19 protein-coding genes are annotated in these 19,323 nt (G+C 66.1%); 8 read left to right on the top strand and 11 right to left on the bottom strand.

What is annotated here, in order from left to right; translation table 11 throughout:
- A partial coding sequence (locus tag QCE48_RS12000; protein ID WP_409014667.1) for a contractile injection system protein, VgrG/Pvc8 family occupies positions 1-732 on the bottom strand: 732 nt, incomplete at its 3' end.
- A gap of 116 nt (positions 733-848) precedes the next feature.
- Here QCE48_RS12000 and QCE48_RS11995 point away from each other — a divergent pair.
- Positions 849-1,028 carry a hypothetical protein gene (locus QCE48_RS11995; RefSeq protein WP_309787618.1) on the top strand — a complete coding sequence of 60 codons (180 nt, stop codon included), beginning with the start codon at positions 849-851 and terminating at the stop codon, positions 1,026-1,028.
- A 185-nt stretch (positions 1,029-1,213) separates the two neighbouring features.
- Here the strand turns inward: QCE48_RS11995 and QCE48_RS11990 are convergent, their stop codons facing one another.
- Positions 1,214-2,386 carry an MFS transporter gene (locus QCE48_RS11990; RefSeq protein WP_309787620.1) on the bottom strand — a complete coding sequence of 391 codons (1,173 nt, stop codon included), beginning with the start codon at positions 2,384-2,386 and terminating at the stop codon, positions 1,214-1,216.
- A 36-nt stretch (positions 2,387-2,422) separates the two neighbouring features.
- Here QCE48_RS11990 and QCE48_RS11985 point away from each other — a divergent pair, with 36 nt between their 5' ends.
- Together QCE48_RS11985 and QCE48_RS11980 are read left to right on the top strand one after the other, a co-directional pair.
- A complete protein-coding gene (locus QCE48_RS11985; RefSeq protein ID WP_309787622.1) occupies positions 2,423-2,689 on the top strand; it encodes a hypothetical protein in 267 nt (88 codons plus the stop codon).
- The gene (locus QCE48_RS11980; protein ID WP_309787623.1) at positions 2,686-3,129 is read left to right on the top strand and encodes a hypothetical protein; all 444 of its coding nucleotides are present in this window, start codon (positions 2,686-2,688) and stop codon (positions 3,127-3,129) included. The genes QCE48_RS11985 and QCE48_RS11980 overlap by 4 nt, the downstream gene beginning before the upstream one ends.
- A 6-nt stretch (positions 3,130-3,135) precedes the next feature.
- On the opposite strand, the gene pdeM is transcribed toward QCE48_RS11980, so the two are convergent.
- Genes pdeM through QCE48_RS11960 form a run of 4 tightly spaced genes read right to left on the bottom strand, consistent with a single transcriptional unit; the run spans position 3,136 to position 9,123 of the window.
- Positions 3,136-3,798: a ligase-associated DNA damage response endonuclease PdeM gene (gene pdeM / locus QCE48_RS11975; protein ID WP_309787624.1), complete on the bottom strand. Its 663-nt coding sequence runs from the start codon at positions 3,796-3,798 to the stop codon at positions 3,136-3,138.
- Positions 3,795-6,389 (bottom strand): ligase-associated DNA damage response DEXH box helicase, encoded by a 2,595-nt coding sequence (locus QCE48_RS11970; protein WP_309787626.1) that lies wholly within the window; start codon positions 6,387-6,389, stop codon positions 3,795-3,797. The genes pdeM and QCE48_RS11970 overlap by 4 nt, the downstream gene beginning before the upstream one ends.
- Positions 6,386-8,041 carry an ATP-dependent DNA ligase gene (locus QCE48_RS11965; protein WP_309787628.1) on the bottom strand — a complete coding sequence of 552 codons (1,656 nt, stop codon included), beginning with the start codon at positions 8,039-8,041 and terminating at the stop codon, positions 6,386-6,388. The genes QCE48_RS11970 and QCE48_RS11965 overlap by 4 nt, the downstream gene beginning before the upstream one ends.
- Positions 8,038-9,123 carry a ligase-associated DNA damage response exonuclease gene (locus QCE48_RS11960; protein WP_309787630.1) on the bottom strand — a complete coding sequence of 362 codons (1,086 nt, stop codon included), beginning with the start codon at positions 9,121-9,123 and terminating at the stop codon, positions 8,038-8,040. Before QCE48_RS11960 ends, QCE48_RS11965 begins: the two co-directional genes overlap by 4 nt.
- Positions 9,124-9,279: 156 nt before the next feature.
- Between QCE48_RS11960 and QCE48_RS11955 the strand changes: the two genes are divergently transcribed.
- Entirely contained in the window at positions 9,280-9,786 is a 507-nt protein-coding gene (locus QCE48_RS11955; RefSeq protein ID WP_309787632.1) for a plasmid fertility inhibition factor family protein, read from the top strand.
- A gap of 22 nt (positions 9,787-9,808) precedes the next feature.
- Here the strand turns inward: QCE48_RS11955 and QCE48_RS11950 are convergent, their stop codons facing one another.
- From QCE48_RS11950 to QCE48_RS11940, 3 genes are all read right to left on the bottom strand, one after another.
- The gene (locus QCE48_RS11950) at positions 9,809-10,807 is read right to left on the bottom strand and encodes a 2-hydroxyacid dehydrogenase (protein WP_309787634.1); all 999 of its coding nucleotides are present in this window, start codon (positions 10,805-10,807) and stop codon (positions 9,809-9,811) included.
- A 13-nt stretch (positions 10,808-10,820) separates the two neighbouring features.
- Positions 10,821-11,834: a LysR family transcriptional regulator gene (locus QCE48_RS11945; RefSeq protein WP_309787636.1), complete on the bottom strand. Its 1,014-nt coding sequence runs from the start codon at positions 11,832-11,834 to the stop codon at positions 10,821-10,823.
- A 187-nt stretch (positions 11,835-12,021) separates the two neighbouring features.
- Complete coding sequence (locus tag QCE48_RS11940) at positions 12,022-12,207, bottom strand: hypothetical protein (protein WP_309787638.1); 186 nt, start codon at positions 12,205-12,207, stop codon at positions 12,022-12,024.
- Positions 12,208-12,347: 140 nt separating this feature from the next.
- Here QCE48_RS11940 and aspT (QCE48_RS11935) point away from each other — a divergent pair, with 140 nt between their 5' ends.
- From aspT (QCE48_RS11935) to QCE48_RS11920, 4 genes are all read left to right on the top strand, one after another.
- Positions 12,348-14,030, top strand: a complete 1,683-nt coding sequence (gene aspT / locus QCE48_RS11935; protein ID WP_309787640.1) for an aspartate-alanine antiporter — start codon at positions 12,348-12,350, stop codon at positions 14,028-14,030.
- 29 nt (positions 14,031-14,059) lie between these two features.
- A complete protein-coding gene (aspT, locus tag QCE48_RS11930) occupies positions 14,060-15,748 on the top strand; it encodes an aspartate-alanine antiporter (protein WP_309787641.1) in 1,689 nt (562 codons plus the stop codon).
- Between the two features lie 75 nt (positions 15,749-15,823).
- Entirely contained in the window at positions 15,824-16,681 is an 858-nt protein-coding gene (locus QCE48_RS11925; protein WP_309787642.1) for an aldo/keto reductase, read from the top strand.
- A 180-nt stretch (positions 16,682-16,861) separates the two neighbouring features.
- Positions 16,862-17,143, top strand: a complete 282-nt coding sequence (locus QCE48_RS11920) for a hypothetical protein (protein WP_309787643.1) — start codon at positions 16,862-16,864, stop codon at positions 17,141-17,143.
- Between the two features lie 88 nt (positions 17,144-17,231).
- Here QCE48_RS11920 and hfq read toward each other — a convergent pair whose 3' ends face one another.
- Together hfq and QCE48_RS11910 are read right to left on the bottom strand one after the other, a co-directional pair.
- Entirely contained in the window at positions 17,232-17,537 is a 306-nt protein-coding gene (gene hfq, locus QCE48_RS11915) for an RNA chaperone Hfq (protein WP_116566897.1), read from the bottom strand.
- 527 nt (positions 17,538-18,064) lie between these two features.
- A complete protein-coding gene (locus tag QCE48_RS11910) occupies positions 18,065-19,279 on the bottom strand; it encodes an MFS transporter (protein WP_309787645.1) in 1,215 nt (404 codons plus the stop codon).
- Positions 19,280-19,323: the final 44 nt, after the last annotated feature.

The following is a 19,323-nucleotide window of genomic DNA, read 5'->3' as shown; positions in this document are numbered from 1 at the left end:
CGGGTTGTAATCCGCGACCGTGAACGACTGCGGCACCGTCTTCGTGTGCGTCTTCAGTGACGTGACTGCCTCGACGCCGTTCGCGTCGAGTCCCGCCGCCTCGCGGTACGGCACCACCAGTTGCGGGTCGTATATGTAGTGGTCGATATCGTCGCCGTAGTTCACCTCATCGCCGTGTTCGTTCTCGACCACATACGAATACACGCCGGATTTCTCCTGGAGCATGTGTCCGTAGTCGAAGTCCGTCATCCCGTGCTGCATGCGAAACGCGTGCTGGGGATGTTTCCCGCGCAGCCGGAACCGGAATTGATGGTCCGGCACGCCATGACCTTGCAGGATTGCTTTCAGAATGTCCGGCGTCGAGCCGTGCTGAAAAATCCTGTTGCGCGTGACGGCCTTCAGCCGTGCCAGATGCGACCTCAGCTCGATTTCGAATTTGACGAAATCCTTCGTGGTCTGCACTGTCGAAAAGCGTGCAATGAAGCCGGAAAAGCGCCGCACGGTTCCATCGTCGGCCTCGATGCTGAAAACGGCGTCACGGTTCAGATAGTCGGCGCGCGATAGCTGCTGCGGGTGAGTCAGTTCGATATGGACGACATTCGGGTCGCCCATCTTTTCGGTTGCGGTGAACGACACGACCGAGAGTGCCGCCGCGCTGTCCGTGCCGGGCACGTCGAGAAAATACGCCTGGCGTCCCGCGACGCCCCGCCGTAATGGATCAAATTCTGCCACTCCCTGCTCCCTGAAAAGACCAGCGACGCAGCGTTAGCTGCCAAACCTGTTAACTGAACATTTAAATCCATTAAGGTCAACGAATTTAATAAGAGATAAGCGACGATTAACAAGTCTTGACAGAATTCCGCGCCAGCCTTGTCGCCGACGCATATTTCTGCGGCGATGTATCGGTAGCAGTCGGTGGCGAATATCTGGTGAAGGGGGCCAGCTTTGAAATCGCTAAGCGCGATGACACGATTCGTATCTTCGGCGCCTGCAATGTCACCAGCATTGGGATAGAAAGATGCACCTGAACCGTCTTGTGCCGAACCAGATATTTGCAGGTCTTGACGGCGTCCGGATAAGGCAAACTCGATTGATAGCTGACCGTGCGCAGAAGTAACGACGGCGTTCGGTCGCAGGTGTGGGATTGTCAAGCCGAAATGGTGCGTTTCCCGATTGAAAGGCGAGGGAGGCGGCGCGATCGCGCCGCCGGTGTTCAGGCCGCTTGCCCCACAGCCGAGCGCCGCGCGCGCCGCTCGAGCGACGCAGAAAGCAGCGTCAGCGCGAACGCGCCGCACGCCATCAGCACGCCGACCCACGGCAGCGCCTCCAGCGGCGCGCCCGCGCTGATCGCGACGCCGCCGAGCCACGCGCCCGTCGCGTTGCCGAGGTTGAAGGCGCCTTGATTCAGCGTCGAGGCGAGATTCGGCGCGTCGCTCGCGCGGTTCACGATCAAAATCTGCAGCGGCGGCACGATCGCGAACGCGAGCATGCCCCAGAGGAAAATCGTGATCATCGCGGGGATTTCGAAGCGCATCGTTCCGGCGAAGATGATGAGGATCACCACGATCGCGAGCAGGAACGACAAGAGCGAACGCAACACCTTCCAGTCGGCGAGCTTGCCGCCGAGCGTGCTGCCGACCGTCAGTCCGAGCCCGAAGAGCAGCAGCACGTAGGTGACCGCATGCGGCGAGAAACCGGTGACGTCTTCGAGAATCGGCGTGATGTAGGTAAAGACCGAAAACAGACTAGCCGACGCCAGCACGCTGATGCCGAGCACCATCAGCACCTGCGGGTTCCTGAGCACGTTGAATTCGCGCAAGATGCTGGTTTCGCGCATCTCGATGTGCCTCGGCAGGCAGACGGCAAGCGCTCCCGCCGCAACGAGGCCGATCAGCGTCACGACCCAGAACGTCGCGCGCCAGCCGGCGGCCTGGCCGAGCGCGGTGCCGAGCGGCACGCCGAGCACGTTCGCGAGCGTCAAGCCGGTGAACATCAGCGCGATCGCCTGCGCGCGGCGGTTCGGCGCGACGAGGTCGGCCGCGACCACCGAGCCGATGCCGAAGAACGCGCCGTGGCAGAACGCCGTCACGATGCGTGCGCCCATCAGCACCCAATAGCCCGGCGCGATCGCGCACAGCATGTTGCCGACGATGAACACGCCGATCAGCCCCATCAGCGCCTTCTTGCGCGGCATTTTCGCCGTGATGATGGCGAGGATCGGTGCACCGATGGTCACGCCGAGCGCGTAGCCGGAGACGAGCATGCCAGCGGCGGGAATCGAGACGTCGAGGTCGCGGGCGACGTTGGGCAAGAGGCCCATGATGACGAATTCGGTCGTGCCGATGCCGAACGCGGCAATGGCGAGAGCGAGAAGAGGCAGGGGCATGGCAGCGGGGGTGTCGTCGCGACGCGCGTTTTCGAAATGAACGACGCCAAGCGTTACGCGATGAATGAAGGAGTGGAGTGTACCGAAGGATGTACGCCGCTGCTGGTGAAAACCCTTAGTTTGGCCGCTCGGGCACGGCGCTCGCGTGAGGCTTATTTTCCGGAAAGGTCCGATGCACGCATGAGTCTTCCCGGCGATAGCGCGCTTGTGAATGGTTCTTTTAATTACGCGATGTCAAAATTCGGATCATTGCGCGTTGGCGCTGTGTTGGGAAAGCGCCGCGTTTCAGGAGTCATTCGATGATCGTCTGCCGGAGATTGTTTCAGGGTCTGTTCGCGGCCGCGACGCTTGTCGCGAGCGTCGCGAATGCGCAAAGCGGCACAGCGGGGCCTGTCGCGACGGTGGCCGGCGCGTTGCAGTTCGTGCAGGAGGGCAGCGCTTATGTCGCGCAGATCGACGGCCAGCCGTTCGATCGCGTGAACAGCAGCCGCCTGCGCCATTTCGACGACACGTCGGGCGCGCACGAGGCGGTCGCGCGGATGCTGGTCGAGGAGGGCAACGGGCTCGTGCTCTACGACTTTCGCAGGAAACCGCCGGCGGTCGAGCGCATCGGACGGCGGCTCAGGATCGACAGCGTGTACTGGCAGCGCGACGAAGCCGTGCTCAGAACCGGCGAGGGCTGGTTCAGGTTCCAGCGCGGGACGCTGACGAAGCTCACGTCGTCGAAGACGATTTATCACTGAGGGGATTTACCCCCGCACCTCCAGCACCCTTTCTCCGGCGACGACATAAATCGCCTCGCCCCGCGCCGAGTCGTTCACTTCGAACCCGCCGGTGAATTCACCGAACGCCGGCAGCACGCCGCCCCGCGCACTGAATCGAAAGCACGGCAGCCGCACACGGTCCGCTCGCGTCGCGATGCGATACACCGGATGCTCGTGCCCGCCGAGCGCATATGCGCCGTCGACGGTCTGCGGATGATGACAAAGCGCCCACGGTCCCATCGCATAAGGTTCGAACACCGTCTCGATGCCGAACGCCGCCGGCAGCGCGCCCGCATGCCGGTCGTGATTGCCTTCGACGAGCAACAGCCGCAGCGCCCGATGCCGCGCGCGCCACGCCGATAGCGCGCCCAACGTCTCGTCGGCGTGCGACTCCCGCGCGTGCAGCAAGTCGCCGAGAAACACGATCGACTCCGGCCGATGCGTCGCGACGAGCGCATCGAGCCGCGCGAGATTCGCATCGGTCGATCCCGCCGGCACTGGAATGCCGCGCGCACGGAACACGGCGTCCTTGCCGAAATGCGCATCGGCGACGAAGAGCGCCTTCAGCAGCGGATCGAATGCCGCGCGCTCGGCTGAAAGCAGCAGCGTATGGCCGGCGACATCGACGGTCAGCGCTTCGGTCGTCATGTGCGCGCGGCCTTTTCCAGATCGGCCAGCATCCGCTCGACGCGATCCGACAGCTTCTCGGTGCTCACCTTCTCGCGCAGCCGTCCGACGATCAGCGGAAACGCGAAGGGCGTCGGCTTCTTCGGATGCGTGAGCGCGAGACGGCTCGCGTTCATCCGTTCGAGCGCGACGCGGATGCGGTCCAGTTCGAGTTCCTGCAACCGCACTTCGTCCTCGGCCTGCGCGAGCAGCAGGTTATCGGCGTCGTGCTTGCGGAACACTTCGTAGAAGAGTCCGCTCGACGCCTGCAATTGCCGCGCGCTCTTCTGCTGCCCCGGATGTCCCTGATACACGAGCCCCGACACGCGCGCGATCTCGCGAAAGCGCCGCGCCGCGAGTTCCGACGAATTGAGGCTCGCGAGAATGTCGTATTCGAGATTCGCGGGCGAAAAAAGTCCGCCTTCGATCAGCGTCTGCCAGTCGAACGGACGCGCCGAGAGCAACTCGAACCCGTAGTCGTTCATCGAAATGGAAAACGTGCTCGGCGAATCGCGCGCGACGCGCCAGCCGATCAGCGATCCCAGCCCGATATGCGCGGTGCGTCCGGCGAACGGATAGCAGAAGAAATGATGTCCTTCGCGCGAACGGATTGCTTCGACGAGCAGCACGCCCGGTCCCGGCAGCGCGGACCATCTCGCCTGCAATTCGAGCAATGGCCGCACCGCGCGCATCTCGGGCTCGTCGTAGATGCCGGCGTTCGCGCGCGCGAGCATTATGAGCGTCGCACCCGCGAGTTCCGACGAGAGCGGCATGCGGCTGCCGGCCCATTGCGGCATCGCGCCGCGTGAAGAGGTCGCGCGCTTCACGTAGGCGGTCATGTCGCGCACGCGCACGAGTTCGAGCGTGCGGCCGCCGAACGTGAAGACGTCGCCGGGTTTCAGCCGCGAGATGAACGATTCCTCCATCGCGCCGATGCGCCCGCCCGTCATGTAAGCGACGTTGATGGTCGCGTTTGCGACGATCGTGCCGACATTGTTGCGATGCCGCCGGATCAGGTCCTCGCGCGGCACGCGATAGACGCCGCCGTCGTCGCGCTCGACGCGGTGATAGTCCGGATACGCCGCGAGCGACGTGCCGCCGCGCTCGACGAAGGCGAGCGCCCAGTCGAATTCCTGCTGCGTCAGGTCGCGGTACGCATACGCGCGGCGGACTTCATCGAAGAGTTTGGGCGCCGTGAAGCCGCCGCCGATCGCCACCGTCACGAGATGCTGCACGAGCACGTCGAGCGGCTTGTACGGCATCTCGCGGCCTTCGATGTGCCTCTCCTCGACCGCCCAGCGCGCCGCCGCCGCTTCGACGAGCTCGAGCGCGTGCGTCGGCACGATCGTCACGCGCGACACGCGTCCGGGCGCGTGGCCGGAGCGTCCGGCGCGCTGCATCAGGCGCGCGACGCCCTTCGGCGAACCAATCTGAAAAACGCGATCAACCGGCAGGAAATCGACGCCGAGATCGAGGCTCGACGTACACACGACCGCCTTCAACTGCCCGTTCTTCAGCCCGAGTTCGACCCATTCGCGCACTTCCTGATCGAGCGATCCGTGATGCAGCGCAATCAGCCCGGCCCAGTCCGGCCGCAGTTCGAGCAGCGCGCGATACCAGATTTCCGACTGCGAGCGCGTGTTGGTGAAGACGAGCGAACTGCGCGCCCGGTCGATTTCATCGGCGACCGGGCCGACCTGCCGCACGCCGAGATGGCCGCCCCACGGAAAGCGCTCGATGGTCTCGGGAATCAGCGTATCGACGACGAGCGTCTTCGGCTGCGCGCCGCGCACGATCACGCGCGGCGTCTTCACGGCGGCGAGCAGCGCGTCGTGCGCGAGTTGGGTGTTGCCGAGCGTCGCGGACAGGCCCCAGACCTGCACCTCGGGCCGCCAGCGGGCGAGGCGCGCGAGCGCGAGCTGGGTCTGCGTGCCGCGCTTGTTGCCGAGCAGCTCGTGCCATTCGTCGACGACCACGAGCCGCACCTGCGCGAGTTCTTCGCGTGCGTTGGCGCGCGTGAGCATCAGTGTGAGGCTTTCGGGCGTCGTGACGAGCGCCGACGGCATCCGGCGATTCTGCCGCGCGCGTTCGGCCGATGGCGTGTCGCCGGTTCGCAGGCCGACCGACCACGGCACGGCGAGCGCGGTCACGGCGGCCTGCAACGCGCGCGCGGTATCGGCGGCGAGCGCGCGCATCGGCGTGATCCACAGGACGGTGAGCGGCGCGGGCAGCGCGCGCGCCTGCGGTTGCGCGAACGCCGCGAGCGCGCCGAGCCACACGGCCCAGGTCTTGCCGGCGCCGGTCGTCGCGTGCAAGAGGCCGCTCGATCCTCGCGCGATCTCGCGCCATACGTCGCGCTGGAAGTCGAACGGCTGCCAGCCTTGGTCTGCGAACCAGCGTTCCACCCGCTCGTCGAACGGCTTCGCCGCTTCGAGCGGATCGACGCCGAATGGCGCGGGGCGAAACAGCTCGGCGGTGGCATCGGCCTTTGCCTGCGCGGCGCGCGTCTTCGGCACGCGGCGCGGACGCGGCGGGCGAGGCCGCCGCTCGCGGGCGTCGTCAGGCGCGTTCATGATGCGGTCTCGCCGAGAAAGCCCTTGAGCATGTCGAGCGTGTCGGCGTCGTCGATCTGCTTGTCGGTGCGCCAGCGCAGCATGCGCGGAAAGCGCACTGCGATACCCGACTTGTGGCGCGGGCTCGCCTGAATCCCTTCGAAGCCGATCTCGAAGACGAGCGTCGGCGTGACGCTGCGCACCGGGCCGAATTTCTCGACCGTTGTCTTGCGCACGATTGCATCGACCTGGCGCATTTCCTCGTCGGTGAGGCCGGAGTAGGCCTTCGCGAACGGCACCAGCGTGCGCACGCCGTCGGCCTCGTCCCAGACCGCGAAGGTGAAATCCGTGTAGAGGCTCGCGCGCCGGCCGTGGCCGCGCTGCGCGTAGAGCAGCACGGCATCGACGGCATACGGGTCGATCTTCCACTTCCACCACGTCCCCGACGCCTTCGTGCGCCCGACGCCGTACATCGAGTGGCGCTCCTTCAGCATCAAACCTTCGACGCCGCGCGCGCGGCTTTCGTCGCGCAGCGTCGCGAGCGTGTCCCAGTCGCCGGCGGCGACGAGCGGCGAAACGCGCAGCAAGTCCGTCGCAAGCGTCGCGGCGAGCGCATCGAGCCGCGCGCGGCGTGCTTCGAGCGGCGTCGTGCGCAAGTCGATGCCATCGGCTTCGAGCAGATCGTAGGCGAGGAGCGCGGCGGGCGAATCGGCGAGCACCTGCTTCGTCAGCGACTTGCGCGTGATGCGCGGCTGCAGGCGCGCGAACGGCAACGGCGCCGCGCCGCCCGGCTCCCAGGCGAGAATCTCGCCGTCGATCACGGTGCCGTCCGGCAGCGCCGCGCCGAGCGACGCGAGTTCGGGAAAGCGCTCCGTGATGAGGTCCTCGCCGCGCGACCACAGCCAGACGCGGCCGCCGCGCTTGACGAGCTGCGCGCGAATGCCGTCCCACTTCCATTCGACGAGCCAGTCCGATGGCGCGTTAAGCGTCGCCGGGTCGGCTTGCAGCGGATGCGCGAGAAAGAACGGATAGGGCAGACCGAGATCGCTTTCGGGCGGCGTGTCGATGTCCTCGCCCGCGCGCTCGGGCGCGACGAGCCGCAAATAGCGCGCGGCGCTCGGCGCCTGCCGCGAATCGGTCCAGCCGACCATCCGTTGCGCGATGCGCTTGTGATCGACGCCCGCGACCTCGGCGAGCGCGCGCACGACGAGCTGCCGCGCCACGCCGACGCGAAAGCCGCCGCCGATCAGCTTCGTCAGAAGAAAGCGCTCGCTCCAGTTGAGTTCGTCCCAGTAGCCGACGAGCCGCTCGCGCAACTCCGCCGGACTCGCGCCGCGCAAGGTCAGCACACGATCCTCGATCCACTGCGCGAGGCCGAGTTCGGATTCGCGCGTCGCGGGCGGCAGGATGTGCGCGATCGTTTCGGCCAGATCGCCGACCGCCTGATACGACTCCTCGAAGAGCCATTCCGGCAGCCCCGCGCGCTCGCGGGCGAGTTCGGTGAGCATGCGCGTCGGCACCGACTGGCGCGGCTTGCCGCCCGCGAGGAAATACGACGCCCAGGCGGCGTCCTCGGGCTCGGCCGCCGAGAAGTACGCGGTCAGCGCTTCGAGCTTCTCCTTCGTCGAAGTCGTCGCGTCGAGCGCGGCGTAGAGCGTGGCGAAGCGTTTCATTCTGCGTGGCTCGTCGTGCTCTCGACGGCCGACGGCGCTTCCGCCGCGTCGGCTTCGATCGCGTCGTCGCCGTATTCGGTCGTGAAGGCGCCCGCTTCCAAACCCTGTTCGCGCAGCCAGCGCACCATCGGCTCGATCTGGCCGTGCGTGACGATCACGCGTTCTGCACCCGTCGCGCCGATTGCGAGTTGCAGGCCCGGCCAGTCGGCGTGATCGGAGAGCACGAAGCCGCGATCCAGCCCGCGACGCCGCCGCGTGCCGCGCAGGCGCATCCAGCCGGACGCGAAGGCGTCGCTGTAGTCGCCGAAGCGGCGCATCCACGCGCTGCCCTGCGCGGACGGCGGCGCGACGACGAGCGCGCCCTTGAACTCCGCCTTGTCGCGCGCGGCGATGTCGGAGACGGGGCGCGTCGGCGGCAGAAGCACGCCGGCTCGCGTGTACGCGCGGTTGAGCGGCTCGACCGCGCCGTGGCAGAAAATCGGGCCGATTGCGGCATCGACGCCCGCGAGAATGCGCTGCGCCTTGCCGAACGAATAGCAGAAGAGCACCGACGCGCGTCCCTCTGCCGCGTTGTGCCGCCACCAGGAGTCGATGCCGTCGAAAACCGTCTGCGACGGCTCCCAGCGATAGATCGGCAGGCCGAACGTCGATTCGGTGATGAAGGTGTCGCAGCGAACCGGCTCGAACGGCGCGCAGGTGGGATCGGGCTCGACCTTGTAGTCGCCCGATGCGACCCACACGCGGCCCGCATGCTCGACGCGCACCTGCGCCGAGCCGAGCACGTGCCCCGCCGGATGCAGCGAGACCGTCACGCCGTTGATGACGATGCGCTCGCCGTAAGGCACGCCTTGCAGGTCGATGCCGGGCAGCCGCGACAGGAGCACGCCGACGCCCGGCTCGGCCGCCAGATAGTGCCGGTGACCGAAGCGCGCATGATCGGCATGCGCATGCGTGATGACGGCCCGTTCGACCGGCCGCCACGGATCGATATAAAAGTGGCCCGCCGGACAGTAAAGCCCTTCCGGACGCGCGACGATCAGGTCAGCCTGTGTGTTCGTGCTTGCGCTTAGGTTCGTGTTCAACCTCGCTCCGGCTCGTCCTTCGGATGAGCGTAGTTTGATTCACGCAACACAGCACATGCCGTGCCCGTCATGAGTCTTTCACGAACCGTCACTAGGGTGTACAAGTTTCACTTAACAAGCGTGCGCATGGAGCGCGCGCGGTCCCGGCTCTCCTCTATGTCGATCGATACTGCGATGGTTGCCCCGGCCGCTGCCGAAGCGGTCTGGATCGTGCGGCTGCAAGGCCACACGCTGTACGACTTCGTGCGCTTAAAGCGCGTCTTCACGGAGCGCGACTCGCGTCATCAGGTCGTGCTGGTCGATGTGAAGCGGCTCCTCGAATGCGCCGATCGCGACGATACCGACTATGTGCTCAAGGCCGTCAGCGACTGGCATGCGGGCAAGGTGAAAGGCATCCGCGAGTTCCTCGATCCCGACAATCCGCGCGTGCCCGAAATGCCCTACGTGACGATCTCGGCGCGGCGCGCAGCGGGGCTTTTGGGCCTGATCGGCGTGCACCGCGAGGGCGTGGTGTCGTTCAGGAACGGCCAGCATCGCGCGCGCTATCTCGCGCACGCGGGTGCGCTGTGCATGCCGGTGGAAGTGCACGAGCGCGAAGCCGAACTGCTGCGCCAGATGTGCGCGGCGTCGGGCGAGGCGTCGTCGGAATACGAGGATATCTGAGTTCGCGCGGGCCGAAAGAGCTTCAGCCCTCGACCACGTTGGTCGGCGCGCCGTCCTGCCAGGCCTTGACGTTGCCGAGCGTCGTCGTGGCGATTTCGAGCAGCGCCTCGCGCGTGAAGAACGCCTGGTGCGACGTGACGATCACGTTCGGAAACATCAGGAGGCGCGCGAGCACGTCGTCCTGAAGGAGACGGTTCGAGTGATCCTCGAAGAAGAGGCCGCCTTCTTCCTCGTAGACGTCGAGCCCGAGATGGCCCAGCTGGCCGCTCTTCAACGCACCGATCAGCGCATTGCTTTCGACGAGCCCGCCGCGCCCCGTGTTGATCAGCATCGCGCCGCGCTTCATCTTGCCGAGCGCGCGTTCGTCGATGAGGTGATACGTCGCCGGCAGGAGCGGACAGTGCAGGCTCACGACGTCCGATTCGGCGAGCAGCGTGTCGAGCGGCACGTAGCGCGCGCCGCGTGCGAGCAGGTCCTCGGCGGGCGTACCGGGATCGTAAGCCAGCACGTTCATGCCGAAGCCCGCCATGATGCCGCCGAACACGCGGCCGATCACGCCGGTGCCGATCACGCCGACGGTCTTGCCATACAGATCGAAACCGAGCAGGCCGTTCAGCGAAAAGTCGCCTTCGCGCGTGCGCGCGACCGCGCGATGAAAACGCCGGTTGAGCGTGAGGATCATGCCGACCGCATGCTCGGCGACGGCGTGCGGCGAATACGCCGGCACGCGCGCGACCGTCATCCCGAGCCGTTTTGCCGTCGGCAGGTCGACATGGTTGAATCCGGCGGAGCGCAGCGCGACGAGCCGCGTGCCGCCGAGATACAGCTTTTCGAGCGTCGCCATGTCGAGACGATCGTTGACGAACGGACACACCGCCTCGAAGCCCCGCGCGAGGACGGCCGTTTCGGCATCCAGATGCGACTCCTGAAAGTCCAGTTCGATGCCGTACTGCGCGTTGACCTCGTTGAAGCTGTCGACGTCGTACTGCCGGCTGCTGAAGACGATCATGCGGGTCGGCATGGCGCGTTTCCGTTCAGTGAGTGGACCGGTCCGAGAGCGGCATCGCGTGCGTCGCGCTTGCGGTCGAAATCGGCATGAAGCCGGGCACATGGGTCAACACCGCGTCCGGGCGTTCGACGCCGCCATTCACCTGCGGCGCGAGTTTGGCGAGCGTGTAATCGATGAAAAAGCGCGTCTTGGCGGGCAGGTACTGACGTCCAGGATAGACCACCGAAACCTTCATGTCAGGATCGTCGATTGCGTAGTCGGGCAGGACGCGCACGAGCGTTCCGGCTTCGAGGTCGGCTCTGACGAGGCCTTCCGGAAGGACGGAGAAACCCATGCCGGCGAGCGTCGCGAGGCGCACCATCAGCGCGTTGTTGACCGTGTAGACCGGCGCGAGCGTGACCTGATCGGACGCGCCGTGGCGATGACGGAAATGCCAGGTGGAACTGCGGATTTCGTTGGGCAGCGCGACCGACGGATACGCCTGCAAGTCGACGGGCGCGCGCGGCGTGCCGTGTTCGGCGAGGTAGGCGGGCGAGGCGACGGGAATCAGCGGGTTGGTCGCGACGGGACGTTCGACGAGCGCGGTGCTCGTCACCATGAAGGCCGTGACGATGCCGACGTCGAAGCCGTCTTCCACCAGGTCGACGTGACGCTCGGCGAGCGTGAGCCGCACGTTGACCTTTGGATAGAGCTTGCGGAAGCCGTCGATGAGCGGTGTCAGCGTGAGCAGCGACAGCGAACTCGACGCCACGACGCGCAACGTGCCGCTCGGTTCGCCTTCGGTGTGCGCGAGCGCGGATTCCAGATTGTCGAGTTCTTCCAGCAGCGCGCGGCAGCCTTCCAGATAGCGCGTGCCGGCTTCGGTGAGGGAGAGGTTGCGCGTGGTACGGTTGATGAGACGCGTGCGCAGGTGCGCTTCGAGCATGGCGATCGATCGGGTGACTAATGCATTCGATACGTCGAGTTGTTGTGCTGCGCGCCGGAAACTTTCCGTCTCGGAGACGCGGACGAAGACTCGCATGGCATGTATCTGGTTCATCACAAAGACCCTCGGAGGATATGTCGATTTATCCGATGCGCAAGGCGGCTTCGATACATCGGACTTTTTGAGAACCGCAAGGAAATAATATTGACACCCGGTTCAAATTACAATATTTAATTTCTTGGCGGTATTTCGTGCAGATCCTCAAACTACTTGTATGCCAGCGGCAGGAAATTCACTGACATCAGAAGAAATGAACGTGTAAAAATGACCAGGCGGACACTGCGGTGATTTTCAAAATGGAAAATATTCGTGCGAACGTTGCGCGATCGGCTTGTCGCGCTTGGCGTTGCGCGATTTGTAAATTGTTGCCGTTCTTGATTCTATAAATGCTTAACGTGTAGATTGGAGAAAATTTCAGTTTTGCCATGGTTTCGCTTCCGATTCGAATTTAGAAATTGCAAACTGAATTTTTTTATCGCCGAACGGGTGCCAATATAGCGTAGCGGGCTGTACGAATCCCGTCCAATTCGGAATAAAGTCATTTGCTTCTCGGAAAAGAGATAATCCATGCTCTGGCAGTTGCTCGCCGCACAGCCTGAAATCGCCCTGTTCGCCAGTCTGGCGATCGGTTATCTCATCGGCTCGGTGAAGATCGGCCCGATTCAGCTCGGCGGCGTGTGCGGCACGCTGATCGTCGCGCTGATCCTCGGGCAGAGCGGCGCGCGCATTTCTCCCGACCTGAAAAACATCGCCTTCGCGCTTTTCATCTTCGCGCTCGGCTTCACCGGCGGTCCGCAGTTCTTCGCCAACATCGGCCGCGGCTGGCGCTACGGCATGTTGTCCATCGTGGAGATGGTCGTCGTGATCGCGCTCGTGCTCGGCGCCGTCGCCGTGCTCAAGCTCGACCAGGGCACTGCCGCCGGGCTGCTCGCGGGCGCCGCGACCGAATCGGCGGTGATCGGCACCGCATCGGAGGCGATCGGCCGGCTCGGTCTTTCCGCCGCCGACACCGCGCGCCTGCAGGCGAACATCGTCACCGCGTACAGCGTGAGCTACCTGTTCGGGCTCGTCACGATCGTGCTGTTCACGAGCCAGTTCGCGCCGCTCCTCTTGCGCGTGAACCTGCGCGAGGAGTCCGAGCGGCTCTGGCGCAAGCTCGGCGGCGACGGCGCCCTCGCGGAAGGCCAGAGCCTCGCTGCGCCGCCGCTCGTCGGGCGCGAAGTGAAGGTGATCGGCGCGGCGGGGCAGACCATCGGCGAACTCGAAGCGCGCTACGGCCACAACATCAGCGTGCAGCGCGTGACGCGCAGCCGCTCGGTGATCCGTGCGCAGCCGGCCGTCGTGCTGAAGCCCGGCGATCGCATTCTGATCGGCGGACGGCGCGAAGCGGTCGTGCAGGCGATCCCCGCCATCGGCGAGGAAGTGTTCGGCGCGGATGTCGCCGATGCCTACGCCGACAAGCTCGACGTCATGCTCACGCATCGCGGCGTGCACGGCTTGACGGTCGCGCAGGTGCGCGAGCGCGCGTCGCCAGCGGACGCGCGCGGCGTCTTCATCTCGGCGGTCACGCGGCTGGACAGCACGATTCCGGCGCTGCCCGGCACGGAATTGCATCGCGGCGACGTGCTGACGCTCGTCGGGGCGCGCGAAGACGTGGCGCGCGGCGCGGCGAAGCTCGGCTACGTCGTACGCGCGACGCAGAAGACCGACTTCGTGTTCCTCGGCCTCGGCGTGCTCGTCGGCATCGCGCTCGGGCGGCTCTCCGCGCGGATGGGCGGCGTCGACGTGACGCTCGGCACCGGCGGCGGGTGCCTGCTCGCCGGGCTGCTGTTCGGCTGGATTCGCTCGCGTTATCCCCTGATCGGCTCGCTGCCCTCGGCGGCCGCGCAGATATTGAAGGACTTCGGCCTCTGTACGTTCATCGCGGCGGTCGGGCTGTCGGCGGGGTCGGACGCCGTGCGCCTGATCCGCGAATACGGCGTCGCGCTGCCGGTCGCGGGGGTCGTCATCACGCTCGGGCCGGCGCTCGTGTCGCTGTTTGTCGGACGCTTTCTGCTGAAGCTCGAAGTGCCGATGCTGCTCGGCGCGATCGCCGGACAGCAGTGCAGCACGCCGGCGATCAGTGCGCTCGTCGGCGTGACGGGCAACTCGACGCCCGTGATCGGCTACACGATCACCTACGCGCTCTCGAACGTGCTGCTGCCGCTGATGGGGCCGCTCGTCGTCGGCCTCGCGGGCAAGTTCGGGTAGAGCGGCGCTCACCACCATAAAGGGACCCGATGGACTGGCTACACCAGATCTTCCAGAAGTCGCCGGAAGTGGCGCTCTTCCTGTCGCTCGCGATCGGCTACCTGATCGGCCAGATCAACTTCGGCAAGTTCCAGCTCGGCGGCGTGGGCGGGTCGCTGCTCGCGGCGGTCGTGATCAGCCAGGTGGGCGTGCAGATCGACAACGGCGTCAAATCCGTGATGTTCGCCGTTTTCATCTACGCGGTCGGCTACGACTCCGGCCCGCAATTCTTCAACTCGCTCAACCGGCGCACGCTGCGCGAGATCGCGATGGCCGTGTTTCTCGCCGTGAGCGCGCTCGTCACGGTGATCGTCTGCGCGCGGCTCTTCGGGCTCAACAAGGGTCTCGCGGCAGGGCTCGCGGGCGGCGCGCTCACGCAGTCGGCGATCATCGGCACGGCCGGCGACGCCATCGCGCGGCTCGGCCTGCCGGCGGCGGAAACGAAGGCGCTGCAGTCCGATGTCGCGATTGCCTACGCGGTCACCTACGTGTTCGGCTCGCTCGGCGCGATCATCGTGTGCGTGAACATTCTGCCGAAGTTCATGGGCCAGAACCTGCACGACGCCGCGCTCGAAGCCGAGAAGGCGCTGGCCGGCGCGGGCGGCAGCGGGCCGGGCGCGGGGCAGACGTCGACGTTGCCGGTGCTCGTCGGGCGCGCCTTTCGCGTGCGCGGCGGCGGCGGACGCACCGTCGCGCAGATCGAGACGGCGGAGCAGGACATGATCACGATCGAGCGCATCCGGCGCGCGGGCAAGCCGCTCGAACCGCGTCCGGACGTGATGCTCGAAGCCGGCGACATCGTGCTCGTCGTGGGGCGCCGGGAAGTCATGGTCGCGGCGGCGTCGCAGCTCGGCGAGGAAGTCGGCGATACCGACGGCATCAGCCTCGTCATGCAGCGCCGCCAGGGCGTGTTCTCGCGCCGCGGCATGAATCACACGACGATCGCGGCCGTGCGCGCGAGCGTCGACCGCGAATTGCGGCACGGCGTCTATATCCACGAGATCCGGCGCGTGGACCGGCCGCTGCCGGTGCTGCCCGAAACCGAGCTGGAACACGGCGACGTGATCACGTTCTTCGGTTCGCCGCAGGACACCAAACGCGCCGTCGACGCCGCCGGCTACGAGCTGCCGTACACCGACAAGACCGATTTCATCTATATGGGCGTCGGCATCGTGGTGGGATTGCTGATCGGCCTCGTCGTGGTGAACGTGGGCGGCATTCCGCTCACGCTCGGCTCGGGCGGCGGGTGCCTGCTCGCCGGGCTCGTGTTCGGCTGGATGCGCGGCAAGCATCCGATGTACGGCGTGATGCCGCCGGCGGCCTCGCAACTGCTCAAGGACTTCGGGCTGGCCGCGTTCGTCGCGGTGGTCGGGATCAATTCGGGTCTGCAGGCGGTCGTGACGGTCAAGGAGAGCGGTCTCACGATTTTCCTGCTCGGCGTGTTCGTCACGCTCTTTCCGCTCCTGCTGACGATGCTGTTCGGCCGCTACGTGCTGCGCTACGACAACGCCGCGCTGCTCGCCGGCGCGCTCAGCGGTTCGCGCAGCGCGAATCCGGCATTCGGCGCCGTGCTCGACAAAGCCGCGAGCGGCGTGCCGACGGTGCCGTTCGCGATCACCTATGCGCTCGCGAACGTCCTTCTGACGCTGCTCGGGCCGCTCGTCGTCGGGCTGGTTTGAACGCTTCGCGGCGATCCGGGGAACCCGAGGTGCGAAGCGCCGACCGAAGTACGATAGTGCTTCGAGGAGAACGCGATGACCCGATCGATTGAAACCGTAGCCTTGCCGACCGGCGAGGCGATTCCGAAGCTCGGCCAGGGCACCTGGGGAATGGGCGAACGCGCGGGCGAACGCGCCAGCGCCCGCCGTGACGAGATCGCCGCGTTGCGCACGGGCGTCGAACTCGGCATGACGCTCATCGACACCGCCGAGATGTACGGCGACGGCGAAAGCGAAAAGCTGATCGCCGAAGCGCTCGGCAGCTTGCGCGACGACATTTTCATCGTGAGCAAGGTGTATCCCCACAACGCCAGCGAGCGCGGCGTGCAGGCGGCGTGCGAGCGCAGCCTGAAGCGCCTGAAAACCGACCGCATCGATATGTACCTGCTGCACTGGCGCGGCGGCGAAGATCTGGAAGGCGCGGTGGCGGGCTTCGAAAAGTTGAAGCGCGACGGCAAGATCCGTCACTGGGGCGTGAGCAACTTCGACACCGACGACATGGAAGAACTCTTCGCGCTCGACGACGGCAACGCGTGCGCGACCAACCAGGTGCTCTACAACGTCGCGCGTCGCGGGCCGGAATTCGACCTGCTGCCGTGGCTGCGCGAACGCGGTCTTCCGGCGATGGCGTACAGCCCCGTTGATCACGCACGGCTGCCGAAGAAAAGCGTGCTGAACGACATCGCGGCGGCGCGCGGCGTGTCGACGTTCCAGATCGCGCTCGCGTGGGTGCTCCAGCAACCCGGTGTCTGCTCGATTCCGAAGGCGTCGAACGTGGCGCACGTGAAGGAGAACCGCGCGGCGGCGGATCTCGCGCTGACCCCGGACGAACTCGCGCAGATCGACAGCCACTTCAGGCCGCCGACAAACAAACAGCATCTGGAAATGCTCTGACGCGGCGGATTCCCGGGCGCGGCCGAATGTCATGCAACGCACCGACGCGACGCTCGGCCGGGTGTCTGATGGACGTGTCCCGGCAGACGAGCGCTCGCCGTCTGCACGCGGACGCCAACGCCGCACGCGCGTGCGGCGACACCATCGGCTCGTCGTGCGGGCCGCAGCCAGGAGCGATCGATGTTGAACCGCCTCATCCGAGCAAGCGCGCATCAAAACGGCATCGCGGTGTGCGCGGATTTCGATCGCGATACCGGCCGGCTGCGCGTCTTCGAGAACGGGGCGCTGCGCTTCGAATGGTTTCCGCCGCATTCGTGGTTCATGATCGCGTCGGCGGCGGGCTTCAGCAAATGGGGCTGCCATCCCGGCGAACAGGAACTCGAAGCGGTGCTGCGCGACGTGCTCTCGCGCAAGCCCTGGGTCGAAGGAGCCGCGAACCGATCCGGCGCGATGCGCGCGTAGCGCCAAAAAAGGCGAGTTTCGTGACGCGGGCATGAAACCCGCGCGACACGGATGTGAAAGCGCGCGCCCCGTTGCGGGCGCGGTTTTCTTACGACCGGTGACCTTCGCCCGGTCCGCGACGCGGTCCGGACGAGCGTTCGCCCTCGCCATGCGGGGTGTCGTGGGAGCGCCGGTTGGTGGGCGGCTTGCCGGTGTCCGGCTGGATCGTCGAGATGGCGTGCTTGTAGACGACCTGCACGCCCGTCGGCGCGCGCAGGATCACGACGTGCCGGTCGAACGATTCGATGTAGCCGACGAGCCGGATTCCGTTGACGAGAAAGACCGCCACACGCACTTTTTCCTCGCGTGCGGCAGTGAGCAGGTCATATTGAGGTTCGTCGGGTTTCTGAACCATTGCGTTCACCTGATATTTGGATGTGTTGTTGTCGATCTCGATGCCGGCGAACGCGTGTCCGGTTCGCTGCGAACGGCAGCGTAGCGGACCTCGATTCTTTCGCGCGGGCCGTTTCCATCAGGGTATCTCAATGCCGCCCGCGCGGCTCGCGCTCCTCGCTCGAATTTGACGTTCGATTCGAGGTCCGCCGCAACGTTCGCTTTTGTCTTCGGTTTCTTTGTGCAGCTCGCGTTCTGCCGTTGCCGCGTGCCATCCTGAGGAACGCGATGTGATTCTGATGGCGTCGCGACCGTTTCGCTTCAATAGTTTCACCGACACAAATCCATGTCCAGCACGGCCCGCACACAGCGCATTCGTGTGAGGGATCGTCGCGCGTCGCCGGAACGGGCGACGACGTCCGCTTTTCCCGGATGCTTCGATCTGCGAAACTGGCGCGGCTCACCTCGCCGGATCGACGCTTCGCGCCCGGCGCGCGGCAAAAAAAACGCTCGCGAGAGCGAGCGCTTCGATCGTCGATGGCGGGGCGATCAGGCCGTGGCCGGCCCGCCGACGCCGCGTCCGGTTCGCATGTACAGCGCGACCGACAGCGCGACGGCCAGCGCCGCCGCCACGGCGGCGAACAGGAACACCGAGCCGTAGCCGAATTCGCCCGCGATATAGCCCGCAAGCGGCCCGGTCAGTCCGAGCGACAAGTCCAGGAACACCGAATACGCCGAGAGCGCCGCGCCACGGCTTGCGGGCGGCACGAGCCCGACCGCCTCGACGCCCAGCGCCGGGAAGACCAGCGCGAAGCCGAAGCCCGTGAGCGCGGCGCCCGCGAGCGCGAAGGTCGGATCGGCGGAGAGCCACAGCATCAGCAAGCCCGCGCATTCGAATGCGAACGAGACGATCGCGACGCGAAAGCCGCCGTAGGTCTTGATCGTGTTCGCGAACAGGAGGCGCGCGCCGACGAACATCGTGCCGAACACCGTGAGCGAGAGCGCCGCGTTCGGCCAGTTGTGCGCGGCGTAGAAGAGGGTGATGAACGTCGCGATCGAACCGAAGCCCGCCGAGCCGAGCGCGAGACCGAGACCGTGCGGCAGCACGCGGAAGAAGACGCTGCGGTACGACATGCGCTCGCCGTGCACGACCGGAACCGGCGCCATGCGCGTCGCGAGCCAGTAGCCGAGCGCGCCGAGCGCGATCACGAGAAAGCCGAGCGACGCGAAGCCGACCGAATGGTCGATGAACACGCCGAGCGGCGCGCCGATCGCAAGCGCGCCATAGGTGGCGATGCCGTTCCACGAAATGACCTTCGCGTTGTTCGATACGCCGACGCGCCCGATGCCCCACGTGATCGACCCGGTGCCGACCCAGCTTTCGCCGAAGCCGAGCACGAGCCGCCCGAGGATCAGCAACGCCAGGCTGACCGCGTGCCACTGCGCCGCCAGCGCCGAGGCCAGCAGCAACACGCCGCTCGCCGCGCACGCCGTGAGACCGTAGAGCACCGTCTTCTTCGGCCCGAGCGTATCGGCGGTGCGGCCGGCGAGCGGACGCGAGGCGAGCGTCGCGAAGTACTGGACGCTGATCGCCGCGCCCGCCATCACCGAGCCGAAGCCGAGGTCGGTGTGCACGAAGCCGGGCAGCACCGCGAGCGGGATGCCGATGGTCAGGTAGCACAGGAAGGTGAAGACGACGACGGACACGATTCGTCCGGTAATGGCGAGGTCGCTGGGACGCGTGGCGGAAGAGTCGGTGGACATTGGGGTAACTGCGGGTTGAATTCGGCCGGGAGTCGTGATTCTCC

Origin of the sequence: Caballeronia sp. LZ024 (assembly GCF_031451455.1) — a bacterium.
Lineage (GTDB): Bacteria > Pseudomonadota > Gammaproteobacteria > Burkholderiales > Burkholderiaceae > Caballeronia > Caballeronia telluris.
The sequence above is the reverse complement of the archived record's forward strand: the minus strand, read 5'-3'. Positions and strand labels throughout refer to the sequence as shown.

Bases quoted from the DNA above. Each gene is read 5' to 3' on its own strand.
- QCE48_RS11950 (WP_309787634.1), bottom strand. From the start codon at position 10,807: ATGCCGACCCGCATGATCGTCTTCAGCAGCCGGCAGTACGACGTCGAC.
- QCE48_RS11945 (WP_309787636.1), bottom strand. From the start codon at position 11,834: ATGAACCAGATACATGCCATGCGAGTCTTCGTCCGCGTCTCCGAGACG.
- QCE48_RS11955 (WP_309787632.1), top strand. From the start codon at position 9,280: ATGTCGATCGATACTGCGATGGTTGCCCCGGCCGCTGCCGAAGCGGTC.
- QCE48_RS11990 (WP_309787620.1), bottom strand. From the start codon at position 2,386: ATGCCCCTGCCTCTTCTCGCTCTCGCCATTGCCGCGTTCGGCATCGGC.
- QCE48_RS11985 (WP_309787622.1), top strand. From the start codon at position 2,423: ATGAACGACGCCAAGCGTTACGCGATGAATGAAGGAGTGGAGTGTACC.
- hfq (WP_116566897.1), bottom strand. From the start codon at position 17,537: ATGGTTCAGAAACCCGACGAACCTCAATATGACCTGCTCACTGCCGCA.
- QCE48_RS11910 (WP_309787645.1), bottom strand. From the start codon at position 19,279: ATGTCCACCGACTCTTCCGCCACGCGTCCCAGCGACCTCGCCATTACC.
- aspT (WP_309787640.1), top strand. From the start codon at position 12,348: ATGCTCTGGCAGTTGCTCGCCGCACAGCCTGAAATCGCCCTGTTCGCC.
- pdeM (WP_309787624.1), bottom strand. From the start codon at position 3,798: ATGACGACCGAAGCGCTGACCGTCGATGTCGCCGGCCATACGCTGCTG.
- QCE48_RS11980 (WP_309787623.1), top strand. From the start codon at position 2,686: ATGATCGTCTGCCGGAGATTGTTTCAGGGTCTGTTCGCGGCCGCGACG.
- QCE48_RS11925 (WP_309787642.1), top strand. From the start codon at position 15,824: ATGACCCGATCGATTGAAACCGTAGCCTTGCCGACCGGCGAGGCGATT.
- aspT (WP_309787641.1), top strand. From the start codon at position 14,060: ATGGACTGGCTACACCAGATCTTCCAGAAGTCGCCGGAAGTGGCGCTC.
- QCE48_RS11965 (WP_309787628.1), bottom strand. From the start codon at position 8,041: ATGAAACGCTTCGCCACGCTCTACGCCGCGCTCGACGCGACGACTTCG.
- QCE48_RS11940 (WP_309787638.1), bottom strand. From the start codon at position 12,207: ATGGCAAAACTGAAATTTTCTCCAATCTACACGTTAAGCATTTATAGA.
- QCE48_RS11970 (WP_309787626.1), bottom strand. From the start codon at position 6,389: ATGAACGCGCCTGACGACGCCCGCGAGCGGCGGCCTCGCCCGCCGCGT.
- QCE48_RS11920 (WP_309787643.1), top strand. From the start codon at position 16,862: ATGTTGAACCGCCTCATCCGAGCAAGCGCGCATCAAAACGGCATCGCG.